Genomic DNA, 15,055 nt, shown 5'->3' with positions numbered 1-15,055 from the left:
TAGAGCGAGAACGATGGCGAAATTGAGAGGAAGTTTTACGCTGGTATCGATTGCGGTGGCTGTGTCGCTTGCATCATGCGAAACCGTGCCGCCAGACGCGCCACCGCGTCCACCACCAAAACAAGAAATGGAACCTGTGTTGCCCTCTTGGTCGAGCACGACATGGGTTATGGGCTTTTGGAAATGGAGCGGCACGGAATGGGTTTGGATTCCGGGACATTTTGCTCCCAAGCCATAAAATTAAATCAATAACACCACACCTATGACAATCCGTATCCCGGTCTTGCTGCTGTCGGCCGCATGGCTTATTCCGATGGCAGTATCGGCGCAGCAGGCACCCACACCTGCCGACCAGGCCGCGGCTGCGCGCGCGAACGCCGAACAGGATCGGCAAGCAGAGCAGCAACGAGAGGCACAACAGCGTGACGCGGCCGTGCGCGCCCCTTCCGTGCGTTCCGATGTGCCGAAGATCGAAGCGTACCCGGCGCTCCCCGCGGAAACGCCGTGCTTCCGTATCGACCGCTTCACGCTGGACGTGCCGTCCTCATTGCCCGACGCGGCGAAGGCACAGGGTGCGTCAGCGCTGCCGATGGACCGCTTCGCCTTCGCGCATGAATGGCTGAATCACTACGCCGGCCAGTGTGTCGGCAAGCAAGGCGTCGACGTGCTGGTCAAAGGGGTATCTCAGGCGATTCTGGCGCGCGGCTACGTCACGACGCGTGTGCTCGTACCCGAGCAAGACCTGTCGACCGGTACGCTGAAACTGTCGCTGATTCCCGGCACGATCCGGCATGTACGATTCGCCGATGAAAAGCTGCGCGGCACGTGGAAAACGGCATTCCCGACTGGCGATGGCGAAGTATTGAACCTGCGCGACCTTGAGCAAGGTCTGGAGCAGATGAAGCGCGTCACGAGCCAGGATGTCTCGATGCAAATCGTTCCGGGCGAGCTGCCCGGCGAAAGCGATGTGGTGCTCGACGTGAAGCGCGGCAAGCCGTGGACGGTCGTCGCATCGATCGACAACTCCGGCACGCGTGCCACCGGCAAGCTGCAGGGCAATCTGTCGGTCGGTATCGACAACCCGCTCGGCCTGAACGATATGTTCAACGTCGGGGTGAGCCAGGACCTCGAGTTCGGCGACAAGCGCCTCGGTTCGCACGGCTGGAACGGCTTCTATTCGATCCCGTGGGGCTACTGGACGGCCACGCTGTCCGCGTACTCGAATACCTACTACCAGCAGATTGCGGCCGTGAATCAGACATTCGTCGCGAGCGGCAACTCGAAGACGGTCGATTTCAAGCTGGCCCGCGTGCTCGCGCGCAGCCAGAACGACGTGTTGGGCGGGTATTTCCGGCTGTCGCGCCGGTTCGGGAAAAGCTTCATCGAAGACACCGAGATTTCACAGCAGGGCCGCAACAACACGATCATTGAACTCGGCTTGACCGATCGTCATTACTTCGACAGTGCGCAGTTCGACGGCTCACTCGCGTACCGTCAAGGCATAGGTGGGCTCGGTGCGCAGGACGATGTACCTACGGCGAATGCCGGTCAGACGTATCGGTTCAAGATGGCTGTGCTCGATGCAAACCTGTCGGTCCCGTTTGCGATCGGCAAGCAGCCGTTTCGCTACGTCGGCACGTTTCACGGTCAATACACTGGAAACACGCTGTACTACATCGACGACATGACCATCGGCAGTCGCTACACGGTACGCGGCTTCGACGGTGAAACGATGCTGGCGGCGGCGCGCGGTCTCTACTGGCGTAACGAGCTGCAAATGCCGATTGGCCAGACGGGGCAGGCGGTGTACGCGGGGCTGGATTACGGCCGCGTATGGGGACCGCAACCGGTTGTGCTGGTTGGTACGCAGTTGGCAGGCGCGGTCATTGGCGTGAAGGGCAGCGTCGGTACGCGCTTTGGCGCTTACGCATACGACCTCTTTGCCGGCACGCCGGTCTACAAACCGTCAGGCTTCCCGACCGCGCGCATCACGGTTGGATTCCAGGTGACCGCGCAATTCTGAGGCTGGTCCGTGTCTGACGCTTTCCAGGCCCAGACACTTGGCGCGGCGGTGTTCGTCGCCGTGCCTTTATATTCGTGAATCACACCGGGCGATGGGGCCACGTCGATCAGGTGGGGTGATGTTGTTTGTTAGGTGTATTTAACAATTAGAGGAAAAATCATGAAAAAGCGGCTTATTCTGGCGAGCGTGATGGGGTCGGCGTTTTTGCTGTCGGCGTGCGGTGGTGGCGATGGTGGCGGCGGAAGCACGGCGACGAACAACAATGCGGCGGGTTCCACCTCGCCAACCACGTCAGGCACATCGACGTCGGATGCCGCGTTCTCCTGTCCGTCCGACTACAAAAAGCTGTCGCTCACGAATAGCAACATCGTCGCGAACGTGAACATGAATCTGACCACCGACGACGGTATCGCGACGCTGACGATCAAGACACCGTCAAATGGCATCACTGGCGATTTCACCGTATGCCTCGGCAAGCCCAATCCGGTGCCCGCTGGCGTGACGGCCGACTACGTCTATGAGGTGAAGTCCTCGGGTGACCTCCGGTCGATGGCCTATTCAACGCTGACGCTGAATTTCACGACGAATGTCAAACCGACGAAGAACCCGCCGGTTATCGAATACGCGAACGTGTCGGGCGGCACTGTGACCTACCAGTCGGTGCTTCAAGGTTCATCGGTTTCAGTCGCACCGAATTACAGCCTGTCGGCAAACGCACAGGTCGCAGGTCTGTATGTCGTGCGCCTGACGCAGTAAAAGGCGGTCGCCTGGGCGCGGCATTCGCGCCGCAACACCGGACCGGCGCGCATCGCGTGCCGGTCCGGTGCCATCAGATGCAACGCGCGCTCAGCTGTGCGTCAACGTCAGCGCATAGAACTTCACGACGGTGCCGGGTGTCGTCAGCGGTGTGCCTGACACCGCCGTCTGATCGTAGTCGCCGGCCTTGAAGTAGAAGCTCTCGCCGTCGAAGCTCGAATCCATCGTGAAGGTCTTGGTCGTGCCGTTCACCGTGACGGTGATCGTCGTGCCGCTCAGGCTCAGCGCATAACTGAACGTCGTGCCGACGCCGACCGTCGTGATCGCCGTGGTCTTCGCCGAGCCGCCCTGGTTGGTGTTTTCGAGCAGCAGTTGCACGACACCGCCGGACGTGACCTGCAGCTCGCACAGCGGCTTGCTCGGGCCGCTGCCCTGGAAGATCTGGCCGATCGTCGTGTGACTGGGTACCTGCGTGACGGCCACCGTCGCATTCAGCCGGTTGGTGCCGGAGGTCGGCCAGATCGTGTTCTCGCGCAGCTCCGTGCGCGGGTGCAGCGAGCCGGACGTCGTCCAGCCCTGCGTCGGGTCCATCATCACCATCGAGCCGTCGCTCGCGTCCGTGTAGAAATACGTCGGGTTCACGTAGCCGCCCGCGAGCGACGAACCGCTCACCGTGTCGACCTTGCCGGACGAGCCGGTCGGCAACTGCAGCGTGAACGGCGCGAGGTTGAAGTTCGAGCCGGGCGGGTTCGACGGGCTGAGCGCCATCGTCGTGGCTTGCTGGCGGGCGACGGCGGCCGGGCTGGCCGGGTCGTCACCGCCGCAGGCGGACAGGCACGCAACGGACAGAACGGCGACGACGCACGGGATGATCTTGTTCTTCATGGTGTCTCTCTCTGATGGTCCGTGGCAGGGCGCCACGTTGTGGATAACGTTTTCCTTTTATGGCGCACGATCGCCGGAGAGGAGATCGGTTGCCTGTAGAAAGCACTCCAAAATACAGAAAGCAGGTATGTCTCGAAGATTGAAGTAGTGAGGCAAAAAAAGCGGGATAAATGGAAAACGTGAAGCTTGCAATCGACTTTCTGCGGCGACTTCATCAGTCGATCGAGGGTGATGCTAGCAAGAAGCTCACGAAGAGTAAACGTTTTCCTTTTGTGGTGAATCGGGAGGGGGAATCCCTGCGTACGCAACGAATGATCGTCGCGATCGCAGCGACGGATGCCGCTTCGCGCGTCGGCTTGTCGTACGTCGACCAGCGGCCGTCAGGACGCCGCGTCGGCGACGTGCTGCGCGATACGCGCCGCACAGGCATCGGGCGTCGCGCCGGACGTATCCAGCACCATCTGGCTGAATGCCCGCGACGCATAACCTTCGCGATACATCTCGGCGATTCGGTTGCGCTCCCAATCCGTCAGCGCGCGCGAACCGCGATTCGACGCTGCGATCGCTTCGGGCGGCGCGAGCGTGACGACGAACAGTCGTGCGTCGCGCGCATCGCATGCGGCGCGCAACCGTTCGAATTCTGCTTCGCCGATCGGATAGGCGATCACCAGATGACGCTCGCTCGCATTCGTGACCTGCGTGACGAGACGTTCCAGCGCGATCACCCATTGCACGTCGAACGGTGCGTCCTCGGGCGCGTCGTGATCGTCGCCGTCGATGAAGCGCGCGTCGGGCAGCACGCGTGCGAGTGCGAGGCCGATCGTCGTCTTGCCGCTGTTGATCGGGCCGTTCAGGTGGATGACGGTGAGAGGCGCGTTGGGTTGCGATGTCATGAGCGGGTGTTCGCAGGTGCGTGAGGGTCGCGTACGACGGACGGCCGGCGTCGTTCACGTGACTCGATCGGTTGAAGCGAATGCGGAGCCTTGGCGGATGACGCGCGATTGACGAATGCTTCGGGAGATTGCCCTAAAGATAACCGCGTCGCTGCCGTTACCTCTCCTCGGTAGTACATGAAATATGACGAAAACGGCGCAGCCGTACAACCACACGACCAGATAACCGAGGGGCTCACGGCCGACGAAGCCGTGCGCATGATCACAAGAGATGGTACGCATCCAGTCGACGCGCAGGCATCGGGGGCCGGTGCGCGCGCTTCCTTTGCCATGCGGCGACGGGACTGCTGCCGCATGGCTGCCCGGCCGCCGCGGATATCGTCCCGGCACGCGGCACGCGGCACGCGGCACGCGGCACGCGGCACGTCCACGCGTTCTTCCCTTGCGCCGCCCCGATGGTTACGCACTGCCGATAACGACAACACCTTTAATCAATCATTCCATGAAGAACTCGTCCAAAGCCACGTTGGCCGGTTGTGGCCTGCTCGTCACGCTGCTGTCCGGCTGCGTCACCCTGCCGAAAACGGACCTGAATGCCGATACCCGCGAGAAGCTGCATTCGATTGCGATCCTCGACGTCACTGAGCCCAAGCGTATCGGGGTCGTCAACGTCGGCGGCGCGGCGGGCGCATTCGGCCTGATCGGCGCGCTGGCGCAAACCGCCGTCAACGCAAGCCATACGAGCACCTATACCGATCGCGTGACGGGCGGCAAGATCGTCTTCGCGCCGGTCGTCGCCGATGGCGTGGCCAGCCGCCTCACCGAGAACGGTTATCAGGTCGTGAAGCTGGACGGCCAGAAGGTCAAGCTCGCGGCCGACGGCAAGTCGGACGATTATTCCGGCATTCAGACCGATGCGGACGCCATCATGAACGTATGGTTCACGTCGTTCGGCTATATGTCGCCGCCCGAGCGGACCGACTTCATTCCGTCGGTGGTCGTTCGCGCGCGCATGCTCGACGCAAAGACGAAGCAGGACATCTACTTCAAGACGTATGCGTGCGGCTACGACATCAAGGCGAACAGCGTCCACGTCGAAAGCGACGCGGCCTACCGCTACGGGAGCTTTGGCGACCTGGAGAAGAACTTCGACAAGTCGGTGGAGGGGATCAAGTCCTGCGAGCAATCCATCTCGGTGATGATCGGCAAGGATCTGGCGCGGGCGACGGGAACGGCGGCGGGGGTGACGGCGGCGACTGCAACGACTACGGCGGCCGCAGCTACTACGGCAACAACGGCAACTACAACCACAACGCCGCAATGATGCTGGGATCCGGCAGCGCCTGAGAACGGCGGGAGAGGGTGTTTTACGCGCGGCCGAGTGGTTTCCCACCCGGCCGCGCGCAACGACGACTTACTTGTCGTCGCTCTTGATCTGCGGCAGCGCCGACGATTCGCCCGGCGTCAGCAGGCCGACTTGCGAATACACGCGCAGCTTGTCGCGCGTATCGGTGATGTCGAGGTTGCGCATCGTCAGCTGGCCGATCCGGTCGCGCGGCGAGAACGTCGAGGCGACCTTCTCCATCGACAGGCGTTCCGGCTGATACGTGAGGTTCGGCGACTTCGTGCTCAGGATCGAGTAGTCGTTGCCGCGGCGCAGTTCGATCTTCACTTCGCCGGTGATCGCGCGCGCGACCCAGCGTTGCGCGGTTTCGCGCAGCATGATCGCCTGCGGGTCGAACCAGCGGCCCTGGTACAGCAGGCGGCCGAGACGGCGGCCGTTCTCGCGGTACTGCTCGATCGTGTCTTCGTTGTGGATGCCGGTGACGAGACGCTCGTATGCGATGTACAGCAGCGCGAGGCCCGGGGCTTCGTAGATGCCGCGGCTCTTCGCCTCGATGATCCGGTTCTCGATCTGGTCGCTCATGCCGAGGCCGTGGCGGCCGCCGATGCGGTTGGCTTCCAGCAGCAGCTCGACCGGGTCGGTGAACTCGATGCCGTTCAGCGCGACCGGCTGGCCGGCTTCGAAGCGCACCGTCACTTCTTCCGCGGCGATCTTCACGTCGTCGCGCCAGAACGCGACGCCCATGATCGGGTTCACGATCTTGATGCCGCTTTCGAGGCTTTCGAGATCCTTCGCCTCGTGCGTCGCACCGAGCAGGTTCGAATCGGTCGAATACGCCTTCTCGGCCGACATCTTGTACGCGAAGCCCGCCTGGCGCATGAATTCGGACATTTCAGCGCGGCCGCCGAGCTCGTCGATGAACGTCTGGTCGAGCCACGGCTTGTAGATCTTCAGATCCGGGTTCACGAGCAGGCCGTAGCGGTAGAAACGCTCGATGTCGTTGCCCTTGTACGTGCTGCCGTCGCCCCAGATGTTGACGCCGTCTTCCTTCATCGCGGCGACGAGCATCGTGCCCGTCACGGCGCGGCCGATCGGCGTCGTGTTGAAGTACGTGACGCCGGCCGTCGTGATGTGGAACGCGCCGCTTTGCAGCGCCGCGATGCCTTCGGCGACGAGCTGCGCGCGGCAGTCGATCAGACGGGCGCCGGCTGCGCCGTATTCGATCGCACGCTTCGGGATCGCGTCGTAATCGTCTTCGTCGGGCTGGCCGAGGTTCGCCGTATATGCGTACGGGACGGCGCCCTTCAGTTTCATCCAGTGCAGCGCGGCGCTGGTGTCCAGGCCGCCGGAGAAGGCGATACCGACCTTCTGGCCGGTCGGGAGGCTTTCGAGAATCGTGCTCATAGGAATTACCGTGGATTGGGTCCGGTGGGATCGTATTTCGCGGAATATGCGAGTATCGGCTGTCCGGGAAGTTGGAGCAAGGGCTGATTTTCGCGCGAATTCGTCGTCGGGCCTGTCGCGGCGGGCCTGGCGGGCGGTTAACCAGGTGGAGAACGCCGTGCGAATCGGTGCGAAACGGCGGCAGAAACGAGCATAAGCAAGCTGCAGTCGCGCGCCGTATTTCCGGGGCCGGATCGGTGGAAGGGCGGGGCCGTCGTCGTCAGGTCGCCGACCCACCGTACCGAAAGGCATATGAAAGACAGGCGTGTGAAGCCCGGATTCCCGCTTGCTTCAGATATTCCACGACTGGGCGGTATCGAGCAGCTTCTCGCGCAACTGATCGACTTCGCCGGCCAGCTTGGCCGTGATCGACACATAACCGGACAGTTGCGGCGGCGGCGCGTCGTGCGGCGGCTCGGCCGGCCGGCGGCGCGGCGCGAGCCGGCCCGGCGTGCCGAACTTGAGCGCGCGGCTGGCACCGACGAGCGTGTCGCGGATGCGCCGGTTCACGGCTTTCATGTCGACGCGCATGTATTCGCGGGCCGCGACGTCGTCGCGGGCCGGCACCGCGCTCGACAGGATCTCCAGGTAGCCGATGCACAGGCGCAGGCTGCGCTGGATCGCCTCGAGCTGCATCATCGACGTCTCGCATTCCTTCGACACCGACGGCATCAGCGAACGCAGCTGCACGAGCAGCGCGCTCAGCGCGGCCATTTCCTTCAGGTGCGTGTCGTCGCTCACGTGGCGGTCGCCCGCGAGCCGCGCATGCACGGCCGCGCACGCGCGCAGCGCGTCGGCCAGCTTGTAGCGCCACGAGTAGGTCGCATAGAGCGGCAGCGCGAACGAGAACGCCAGCGCGATCGCGATGCCGGTCAGCACGTTCACCGCGCGCCACAGGCCGTCGACGATCTCGTTGTCACCGTGCCCGGCCACGATCACCATCGTGATCGCCGACAGCAGCGCGATATAGCCGGCCTTGCCGATCGCGTGATATGCGCAGAAGCCGCAGGCCACCGCCATCAGCAGGTAGATCGCGAGCGGCGCGTGCACGACCGAATACAGCAGGATCAGCCCGAGCCCGGCCAGCGCGCCGATCGACGTGCCGAGCGCGCGCTCGGCCGCCTTCTTGCGGATGTTGCCGTGATGCTGCAGCCCGCCGACGACGATCAGCACGGTGATCGTCGACCACTCGCCGTGCGGCACGCGCAGGCCGGTGGACAGGCCGATCGACACGAGAATCGCGAGCGCGACGCGCGCCGCATGGATCAGCTTCGCGTGCCGGTAGCGGCGGTACGGGTCGAACAGCGGGCGAAGCGCGTTGCGCAGGAGCAGCGGCAGCCGGGTAGGGAGAGAGGCGGTCATGACGGAACTGGGGTGGCCGGATCGCGCACGGCGGCCTGCGCGGGCCGGCGCCGCGCCGCGTGCGCAGCAGACGTAACGTAGCCGAACGCGCGCGGGCTGTCCACGGCGCGGCGGTCCGGCCGGGCCGGCCGCCGCGTTGCGTCACATCACGTCACGCCGCGTCTTGCGTCGGCTGCGCGTCCGACACGCGGTTGCGGCCGCCGGACTTCGCGCGGTACAGCGCCTCGTCGGCGCGTCGCAGCAGCGTCGCGGCATTCATGCGGCCGTCGGCGGCGGTCGCCGTGCCGATGCTGGCCGTGACGCGCCCGTACGGGCTTTGCACATGGTCGATGTCGAGCCCCGCGATCGCGCGCCGGATGCCTTCGGCGACGGTCGCCGCCCCTTGCGCGTCGGTGTCGGGCAGCGTGACGACGAATTCCTCGCCGCCGTAGCGCGCGACGTGGTCGCCGTCGCGGCGCAGGCAGCGCGACGCCGATTGCGCGACGCGGCGCAGCACCTCGTCGCCGGCCAGGTGGCCGTAGTAGTCGTTGAACGCCTTGAAGTGATCGACGTCGACGAACAGCACCGACAGCGGGCGGCCGCTGCGCGCCGCACGCTGCGTCTCCTTCGTGAGCACCGCGTCGAACGTGCCGCGGTTGTCGAGGCCCGTCAGCGAATCGGTGTGCGCGAGCCGGTACAGCTTCGATTCGGCGATCTGCCGGCGCTTCAGCTCGCGCGACAGCGCCAGCGAACCCCACGCGATGAACCCGGTGAACAGGCACATCAGCACGACGGTCCAGACCGCGCGGTGGTGCCACGACGCGTAGATGTCGATCTCGGCGGGTGCGACGTCGACGATCAGCGGCAGGCCGGCGAGATGCTTGTAGACATAGACGCGCCGGATGCCGTCGATCGCGCCGGTGCCCGTCAGCTCGCCGGCGCGGCTGTGCAGCGACTCGATGAACAGCGGCGAATTGTGCAGGTCGAGGCCGACCACGCGTGCGTCGTACGGCAGGCGCGACACGAGCGTGCCGTTGTCCTCGACGATCGCCGCGCTGCCGTGCTTGCCGACCGCGAGGCCGTCCAGCAGCGCGCGGAAGTAGTCGACGCTGAGCGTGCCGACGACGATGCCGCCGAACGTGCCGTCGGACAGCGTGATCCGGCGGCTGAGCGCGATCGTCAGTGCGCCGCCGCGCAGCCGGGACGCATACGGCCGGCTGAGATACAGCCCCTGGACGAGCCGGTCGCGATGCGCGGCGAAATAGTCGCGGTCGGCGAAATTGCCGTTGCGCGGCGGCGATGCGCCCGAATCGATCACGATATTGCCGTGCAGGTCCATCACGAAAATCGACCCGAGATACTCGCCGGTCGCCGCGCGGTCGAACAGCAGCCGGTGGCGCTGGCGCGGCGGCAGTGTCATGAGCTCCGGATCGGCGATGCCGTCGACGACGTTTTGCAGCGACAAATCGTAGAGTTCGATATTGCGCGCGATATCGCGTTCGATCAGCAACATCAGGTTGCGCGCATTTTCGACCGCATGGTCATACGCGTCGCGCCGCGCCTCGATTAATAGCGACGTGGAAAGTCCCCAACTGAACATCAGCAGGACGATGCCCGCAACGAGCACGCCGCGGGGCGACAGAATGCGTGCCACGATCGACGCCGTATGGCGGCGCAGCGTGGCGGGCAGCGGGAATGACTTCATCCTCGAGGGGTGGCGGGCGGCGGGTATTCGCGTCGTCGACGGTTCCGCGCGCTGATTATTTCGAATTAAGCCGCATTATCTCGCGAATTCCTGCAACTCGCGTGCGCATGCAAAACATGCATGCGGGAACGGCGATTCGAAACGATTACGCATCATTACCGCATTGCACGCGGGCGATTTGATTTGAATCAATTACCAGTATCGGTCGTTTTGTCTGAATAATGGTGCGCTCATCGGTTGATTTGGCGTATCGACGCGGTATTTGGCGGATTGCGACAGGAAGGCACGTACTTTTTGCGAATCGGTAAACCCGATAACCCCCATGCATTCGTGGTTATTGCACCGGGACGCGCCATGAGTGGAACGGATGCCGCCAACTCCTTGATTCTGCGAAATCTCCGTCGTGGCGGCGGGCGTTTGCGCGTGCGCTGTCCCCGTGGCGAATCAGGTAGAATCCGCGCTTCGCCGCAGGCGCCCGCCGCGCAACGCGTATCGGGGCCGCATCGAATGCATCGCAGGACGCGCCTCGCGCTCCGATTCCGCATGCGCCGGCTACGGATGCCGGCCCGCTCAACGTTCGTCTCGTTTATGTCCGCAATTCCGAAATCCGACCCACCCGGTTCGTCCGCGAACCCACCCAAGCTTCATCGCGCGCTGAAGGCGCGCCACCTGACGATGATCGCCATCGGCGGCTCGATCGGCACGGGCCTGTTCGTCGCGTCCGGCGCGTCGATCTCGCAGGCCGGCCCCGGCGGCGCGATGGTCGCGTACATGCTGATCGGCCTGATGGTCTATTTCCTGATGACGAGCCTCGGCGAGATGGCCGCGTTCATGCCGGTGTCGGGTTCGTTCGCGACCTACGGCGCGAAATACGTCGACGAAGGCTTCGGTTTCGCGCTCGGCTGGAACTACTGGTACAACTGGGCCGTGACGATCGCGGTGGAACTGGTGGCCGCGCAGCTCGTGATGCACTACTGGTTCCCGGACGTGCCGGGCGTGTGGTGGAGCGCGGCCTTCCTCGGCGTGATGTTCCTGCTCAACGCGCTCACCGTGCGCGGTTTCGGTGAAGCCGAATACTGGTTCGCGCTGATCAAGGTCGTCACCGTGGTCGCGTTCATCGGCGTCGGCCTGCTGATGATCTTCGGCATTCTGAAGGGCGCGCCGAGCAACGGCTGGGGCAACCTGACGATCGGCGACGCGCCGTTCGCGGGCGGCCTGCCGGCGTTGATGGGCGTCGCGATGATCGCGGGCTTCTCGTTCCAGGGCACCGAGCTGATCGGCGTCGCGGCCGGCGAATCGGAGAACCCGCGCACGACGATTCCGCGCGCGGTACGCCAGGTGTTCTGGCGCATCCTGCTGTTCTACGTGTTCGCGATCTTCGTGATCGGCGTGCTGATTCCCTATACCGACCCGAACCTGCTGAAGACGGACGTGACCGACATCGGCGTGAGCCCGTTCACGCTCGTGTTCCGCCACGCGGGCCTCGCATTCGCGGCCGGCGTGATGAACGCGGTGATCCTGACCGCCGTGCTGTCGGCCGGCAACTCGGGCATGTACGCGTCGACGCGGATGCTCTACACCCTCGCAACCGAAGGCCGCGCGCCGAAGGTGTTCGCGAAGCTGTCGCCGGGCGGCGTGCCACGCAACGCGCTGTATGCGACGACGGCTGTCGGCGCGCTGTGCTTCTTCACGTCGCTGTACGGCGACAAGACCGTGTACCTGTGGCTGCTGAACACGTCGGGGATGACGGGCTTCATCGCGTGGCTCGGCATTGCGGTCAGCCATTACCGGTTCCGCAAGGGCTATGTGAAGCAGGGTTATGCGCTCGACCAGCTGCCGTACCAGTCGAAGTGGTTCCCGTTCGGCCCGCTGTTCGCGTTCGTGCTGTGCCTCGTGATCGCGCTCGGGCAGGACTATCAGGCGTTCCTCGCGAACCGGATCGACTGGGCCGGCGTGATCGCGACCTATGTCGGCATTCCGCTGTTCCTCGTCGTGTGGCTCGGTTTCCGGTTCCTGAAAAAGAGCCGTTTCGTGCGCTACGAAGACATGGAGATCGCGCCGTGGATCGCCGCGAGCCGCGGCGCGCAACCGCAGTCGGTGACGAATCGCGAAACCGCGGGCTGACGCGGGCGCGGCACGCAGCCGCGCGACGTGCGATGAAACGGGAAGCCTTGCGCTTCCCGTTTTTTTTGCCCGGCTTTTGCCTGCACGGGGTCAAAGCCGGTTATATTGCCCGACCCTACCGGGCCACGGCCCGGCCGGCGCGACAGGCGCAGCGCGGATCGGCATCCGGCGCGCGCGGCGCGCGGCGGCCGGCGGCGCCCGGCGTTTCCATCGTTCCATCCGGGCCGGCACGGCCCGCGGAGCGCGCATCCCAGAGGAATCCATGAGCGCATCACCCGCCGAGCGGAAGGCCGGACCCGTTTCCATCGTGCGAATCGAAGCCGCGATCAACGCGTGGCGCGAAGTGTACCCGCCGGCACCGGACGGCGAGGACGGCTACGCGCTCGACGCCGGCAGCAACTGCCTCGCCGAGCTGTACGGCACGATGATCTGCTATCAGCTGCCGGACGTGCCGCTCGACTCGCTGAGCAACGCGCAGCGCGACGCGCTCTACGCGACCGAGGTGTGATGGGCGGTCGTGACGCTGCCGTCAGGCGGCGTCGATGAAACAACGGGAAGCTCGCGGGCTTCCCGTTTTGCTTTGGGCGGCGCGGCGCGTGGCGGTTGGCGCCGCCTGGGGTATCGTCATGGCATGGTCCGGCGGTGGCTTGACGTCGGGACCCTGTCCGGGAGACATCGAAAATGGAGTTGAGACACCTCCGCTACTTCGTCGCGGTCGCCGAGGAGCGGAATTTCACGCGGGCGGCGGAACGGCTGCATATCGCGCAACCGCCGCTGAGCCGGCAGATCCAGCAACTCGAGGAGACGCTCGGCGTGCCGCTGTTCGAGCGCAACGCGCGGCCGCTGAAGCTGACCGACGCGGGGCGCTTCTTCTATTCGCATGCGGTGCAGCTGCTCGCGCAGACGACCGAACTCGAATCGATGACGAAGCGGGTCGGCAAGATCGAGCGCAGCATGTCGGTCGGTTTCGTCGGCTCGACGCTGTACGGGATGCTGCCGAAGATCATCCGGCGCTTTCGCAGCGAGTATCCGGCCGTCGAGCTGAGCCTGCACGAGATGTCGACGATGGACCAGATCAAGGCGCTGAAGGAAGGGCGCATCGACGTCGGGTTCGGGCGTATCCGCCACGAGGATCCGAGCGTGCGGCGCGTCGTGCTGCGCGAAGAGCGGATGATCGTCGCGCTGCCGGTCGGCCATGTGCTCGACAGCGCGAAGCCCGTGCTGTCGCTGCACGATCTCGTGAACGACACGCTGATCATCTTCCCGAAGGCACCGCGCCCGAGCTATGCGGACCAGGTGCTCGCGGCGTTCCACGATCGCGCGCTGCAACCGCGGCGGATCTACGAGACGCGCGAACTGCAGATCGCGCTCGGCCTCGTCGCGATGGGCGAGGGCGTGTCAGTCGTGCCGCACAGCGTGTACGGGCTGAAGCGCGACGACATCAGCTACAAGCCGCTCGACGATCCGAACCTCGTGTCGCCGATCATCATGAGCATGCGGATGCTCGACGAATCGGAGGACATCCGCGCGATGCAGGCGCTGATCTACCGGCTGTACGACGAAGCGCAGATGGAGTACCTGCCGCCGCAGCCCGAATGAGCCCGCGCGCGGTGAGGGCTTGCTTGACGCCGCGCGCGCTCGCGGGCCAACATGCGGCGATTCGATGGGGCCGTCCATGGACGGCCGCTTTTACGCAGACGACAGACACATGACCGAGAGCCTGATCGAGGAGACCACCATCGAGACGCCGCAAGGGCGTCTCTTTGCGAAGCGCTGGCGCGCCCGTCCGCTGCAGGACGCGGCGGGCGTATCCGCACCGGCCGCACCGATCGTGCTGCTGCACGATTCGCTCGGCTGCGTCGACCTGTGGCGCGACTTTCCCGCGCAACTCGCAAGCGCCACGCATCGCGACGTGATCGCGTACGACCGCCTCGGCTTCGGCCGTTCGGACCGTCATCCGGGAACGCTCGGCACGACCTTCGTGCGCGATGAGGCCGACCACGCGTTCGACGCGTTGCTCGAACAGCTCGGCGTCGATGCGTTCGTCGCGTTCGGGCACAGCGTCGGCGGCGGGATGGCGGTCGGGTGTGCCGCCGCGCATCCGGATCGTTGTCGCGCGCTCGTGACGGTCGCCGCGCAAGCATTCGTCGAGGATCGCACGCTGGCCGGCATTCGCGACGCCGGCCAGCAGTTCGACGAACCGGGGCAACTCGACCGGCTCGCGCGTTATCACGGCGACAAGGCCGAATGGGTGCTGCGCGCGTGGGTCGACACGTGGCTGTCGCCGGCTTTTCGCGACTGGAATCTCGACGACGACTTGCCGCGCGTGCAATGCGCGACGCTCGCGATTCACGGCGAAGACGACGAATACGGGTCGGACGTGCATCCGAAGCGGATCGCCGCGCGCGTCGCGGGGCCGTCGTCGTTCCTGTTGCTCGGCCAATGCGGGCACATGCCGCACCGCGAGCGGACGGACGACGTGCTGGCAGCCGTGGCGACGTTCCTGCGCGACGCGGACGCCTGAGCGCCCCGGCAACCGG

General features: G+C 64.9%; 13 protein-coding genes. 8 read left to right on the top strand and 5 right to left on the bottom strand.

Annotation, left to right across the window (positions count from 1 at the left end; genetic code table 11):
• Positions 1-13: 13 nt before the first annotated feature.
• The 3 genes from bcpO (at position 14) to ACN22W_RS26450 (ending at position 2,779) form a co-directional block, all read left to right on the top strand.
• Complete coding sequence (bcpO, locus tag ACN22W_RS26460) at positions 14-238, top strand: CDI system lipoprotein BcpO (protein WP_129516735.1); 225 nt, start codon at positions 14-16, stop codon at positions 236-238.
• Between the two features lie 24 nt (positions 239-262).
• Entirely contained in the window at positions 263-2,023 is a 1,761-nt protein-coding gene (locus tag ACN22W_RS26455) for a ShlB/FhaC/HecB family hemolysin secretion/activation protein (RefSeq protein WP_419687675.1), read from the top strand.
• A gap of 159 nt (positions 2,024-2,182) precedes the next feature.
• A complete protein-coding gene (locus ACN22W_RS26450; protein WP_419687673.1) occupies positions 2,183-2,779 on the top strand; it encodes a hypothetical protein in 597 nt (198 codons plus the stop codon).
• A 90-nt stretch (positions 2,780-2,869) separates the two neighbouring features.
• Here ACN22W_RS26450 and ACN22W_RS26445 read toward each other — a convergent pair whose 3' ends face one another.
• Entirely contained in the window at positions 2,870-3,664 is a 795-nt protein-coding gene (locus ACN22W_RS26445) for a polysaccharide lyase family 7 protein (RefSeq protein WP_419687671.1), read from the bottom strand.
• A 380-nt stretch (positions 3,665-4,044) separates the two neighbouring features.
• Entirely contained in the window at positions 4,045-4,557 is a 513-nt protein-coding gene (locus ACN22W_RS26440) for a shikimate kinase (protein WP_419687670.1), read from the bottom strand.
• Between the two features lie 502 nt (positions 4,558-5,059).
• On the opposite strand from ACN22W_RS26440, the gene ACN22W_RS26435 reads away from it, so the two are divergent.
• On the top strand, positions 5,060-5,881 hold the full coding sequence (locus ACN22W_RS26435; RefSeq protein ID WP_419687668.1) for a hypothetical protein: 822 nt from the start codon (positions 5,060-5,062) through the stop codon (positions 5,879-5,881).
• Between the two features lie 90 nt (positions 5,882-5,971).
• Here ACN22W_RS26435 and argG read toward each other — a convergent pair whose 3' ends face one another.
• The 3 genes from argG to ACN22W_RS26420 all read right to left on the bottom strand — a co-directional run bounded on the left by argG (position 5,972) and on the right by ACN22W_RS26420 (position 10,391).
• Positions 5,972-7,306, bottom strand: coding sequence for an argininosuccinate synthase (gene argG, locus ACN22W_RS26430; protein WP_412025080.1), 1,335 nt, complete (start codon positions 7,304-7,306; stop codon positions 5,972-5,974).
• 330 nt (positions 7,307-7,636) lie between these two features.
• Positions 7,637-8,707, bottom strand: coding sequence for an FUSC family protein (locus ACN22W_RS26425; protein ID WP_419687667.1), 1,071 nt, complete (start codon positions 8,705-8,707; stop codon positions 7,637-7,639).
• Positions 8,708-8,858: 151 nt separating this feature from the next.
• Complete coding sequence (locus ACN22W_RS26420; RefSeq protein WP_419687666.1) at positions 8,859-10,391, bottom strand: sensor domain-containing diguanylate cyclase; 1,533 nt, start codon at positions 10,389-10,391, stop codon at positions 8,859-8,861.
• 588 nt (positions 10,392-10,979) lie between these two features.
• On the opposite strand from ACN22W_RS26420, the gene ACN22W_RS26415 reads away from it, so the two are divergent.
• From ACN22W_RS26415 to ACN22W_RS26400, 4 genes are all read left to right on the top strand, one after another.
• Entirely contained in the window at positions 10,980-12,515 is a 1,536-nt protein-coding gene (locus ACN22W_RS26415) for an amino acid permease (RefSeq protein ID WP_343490518.1), read from the top strand.
• Positions 12,516-12,777: 262 nt separating this feature from the next.
• Positions 12,778-13,023: a DUF3717 domain-containing protein gene (locus ACN22W_RS26410; protein ID WP_048250082.1), complete on the top strand. Its 246-nt coding sequence runs from the start codon at positions 12,778-12,780 to the stop codon at positions 13,021-13,023.
• Positions 13,024-13,196: 173 nt separating this feature from the next.
• The gene (locus tag ACN22W_RS26405) at positions 13,197-14,114 is read left to right on the top strand and encodes a LysR family transcriptional regulator (RefSeq protein WP_412025077.1); all 918 of its coding nucleotides are present in this window, start codon (positions 13,197-13,199) and stop codon (positions 14,112-14,114) included.
• A gap of 109 nt (positions 14,115-14,223) precedes the next feature.
• Positions 14,224-15,039, top strand: coding sequence for an alpha/beta fold hydrolase (locus ACN22W_RS26400; protein WP_419687664.1), 816 nt, complete (start codon positions 14,224-14,226; stop codon positions 15,037-15,039).
• The last annotated feature ends 16 nt before the right edge of the window (positions 15,040-15,055 follow it).

Origin of the sequence: Burkholderia theae, from assembly GCF_048565265.1 — a bacterium.
Lineage (GTDB): Bacteria > Pseudomonadota > Gammaproteobacteria > Burkholderiales > Burkholderiaceae > Burkholderia > Burkholderia theae.
Note: the sequence above shows the minus strand (reverse complement) of the source record. Positions and strands in the feature narration are given on the sequence as shown.

What these genes read in the sequence shown, in the direction of transcription:
- bcpO (WP_129516735.1), top strand. Translation starts at nt 14, where the DNA reads ATGGCGAAATTGAGAGGAAGTTTTACGCTGGTATCGATTGCGGTGGCT.
- ACN22W_RS26455 (WP_419687675.1), top strand. Translation starts at nt 263, where the DNA reads ATGACAATCCGTATCCCGGTCTTGCTGCTGTCGGCCGCATGGCTTATT.
- ACN22W_RS26450 (WP_419687673.1), top strand. Translation starts at nt 2,183, where the DNA reads ATGAAAAAGCGGCTTATTCTGGCGAGCGTGATGGGGTCGGCGTTTTTG.
- ACN22W_RS26445 (WP_419687671.1), bottom strand. Translation starts at nt 3,664, where the DNA reads ATGAAGAACAAGATCATCCCGTGCGTCGTCGCCGTTCTGTCCGTTGCG.
- ACN22W_RS26440 (WP_419687670.1), bottom strand. Translation starts at nt 4,557, where the DNA reads ATGACATCGCAACCCAACGCGCCTCTCACCGTCATCCACCTGAACGGC.
- ACN22W_RS26435 (WP_419687668.1), top strand. Translation starts at nt 5,060, where the DNA reads ATGAAGAACTCGTCCAAAGCCACGTTGGCCGGTTGTGGCCTGCTCGTC.
- argG (WP_412025080.1), bottom strand. Translation starts at nt 7,306, where the DNA reads ATGAGCACGATTCTCGAAAGCCTCCCGACCGGCCAGAAGGTCGGTATC.
- ACN22W_RS26425 (WP_419687667.1), bottom strand. Translation starts at nt 8,707, where the DNA reads ATGACCGCCTCTCTCCCTACCCGGCTGCCGCTGCTCCTGCGCAACGCG.
- ACN22W_RS26420 (WP_419687666.1), bottom strand. Translation starts at nt 10,391, where the DNA reads ATGAAGTCATTCCCGCTGCCCGCCACGCTGCGCCGCCATACGGCGTCG.
- ACN22W_RS26415 (WP_343490518.1), top strand. Translation starts at nt 10,980, where the DNA reads ATGTCCGCAATTCCGAAATCCGACCCACCCGGTTCGTCCGCGAACCCA.
- ACN22W_RS26410 (WP_048250082.1), top strand. Translation starts at nt 12,778, where the DNA reads ATGAGCGCATCACCCGCCGAGCGGAAGGCCGGACCCGTTTCCATCGTG.
- ACN22W_RS26405 (WP_412025077.1), top strand. Translation starts at nt 13,197, where the DNA reads ATGGAGTTGAGACACCTCCGCTACTTCGTCGCGGTCGCCGAGGAGCGG.
- ACN22W_RS26400 (WP_419687664.1), top strand. Translation starts at nt 14,224, where the DNA reads ATGACCGAGAGCCTGATCGAGGAGACCACCATCGAGACGCCGCAAGGG.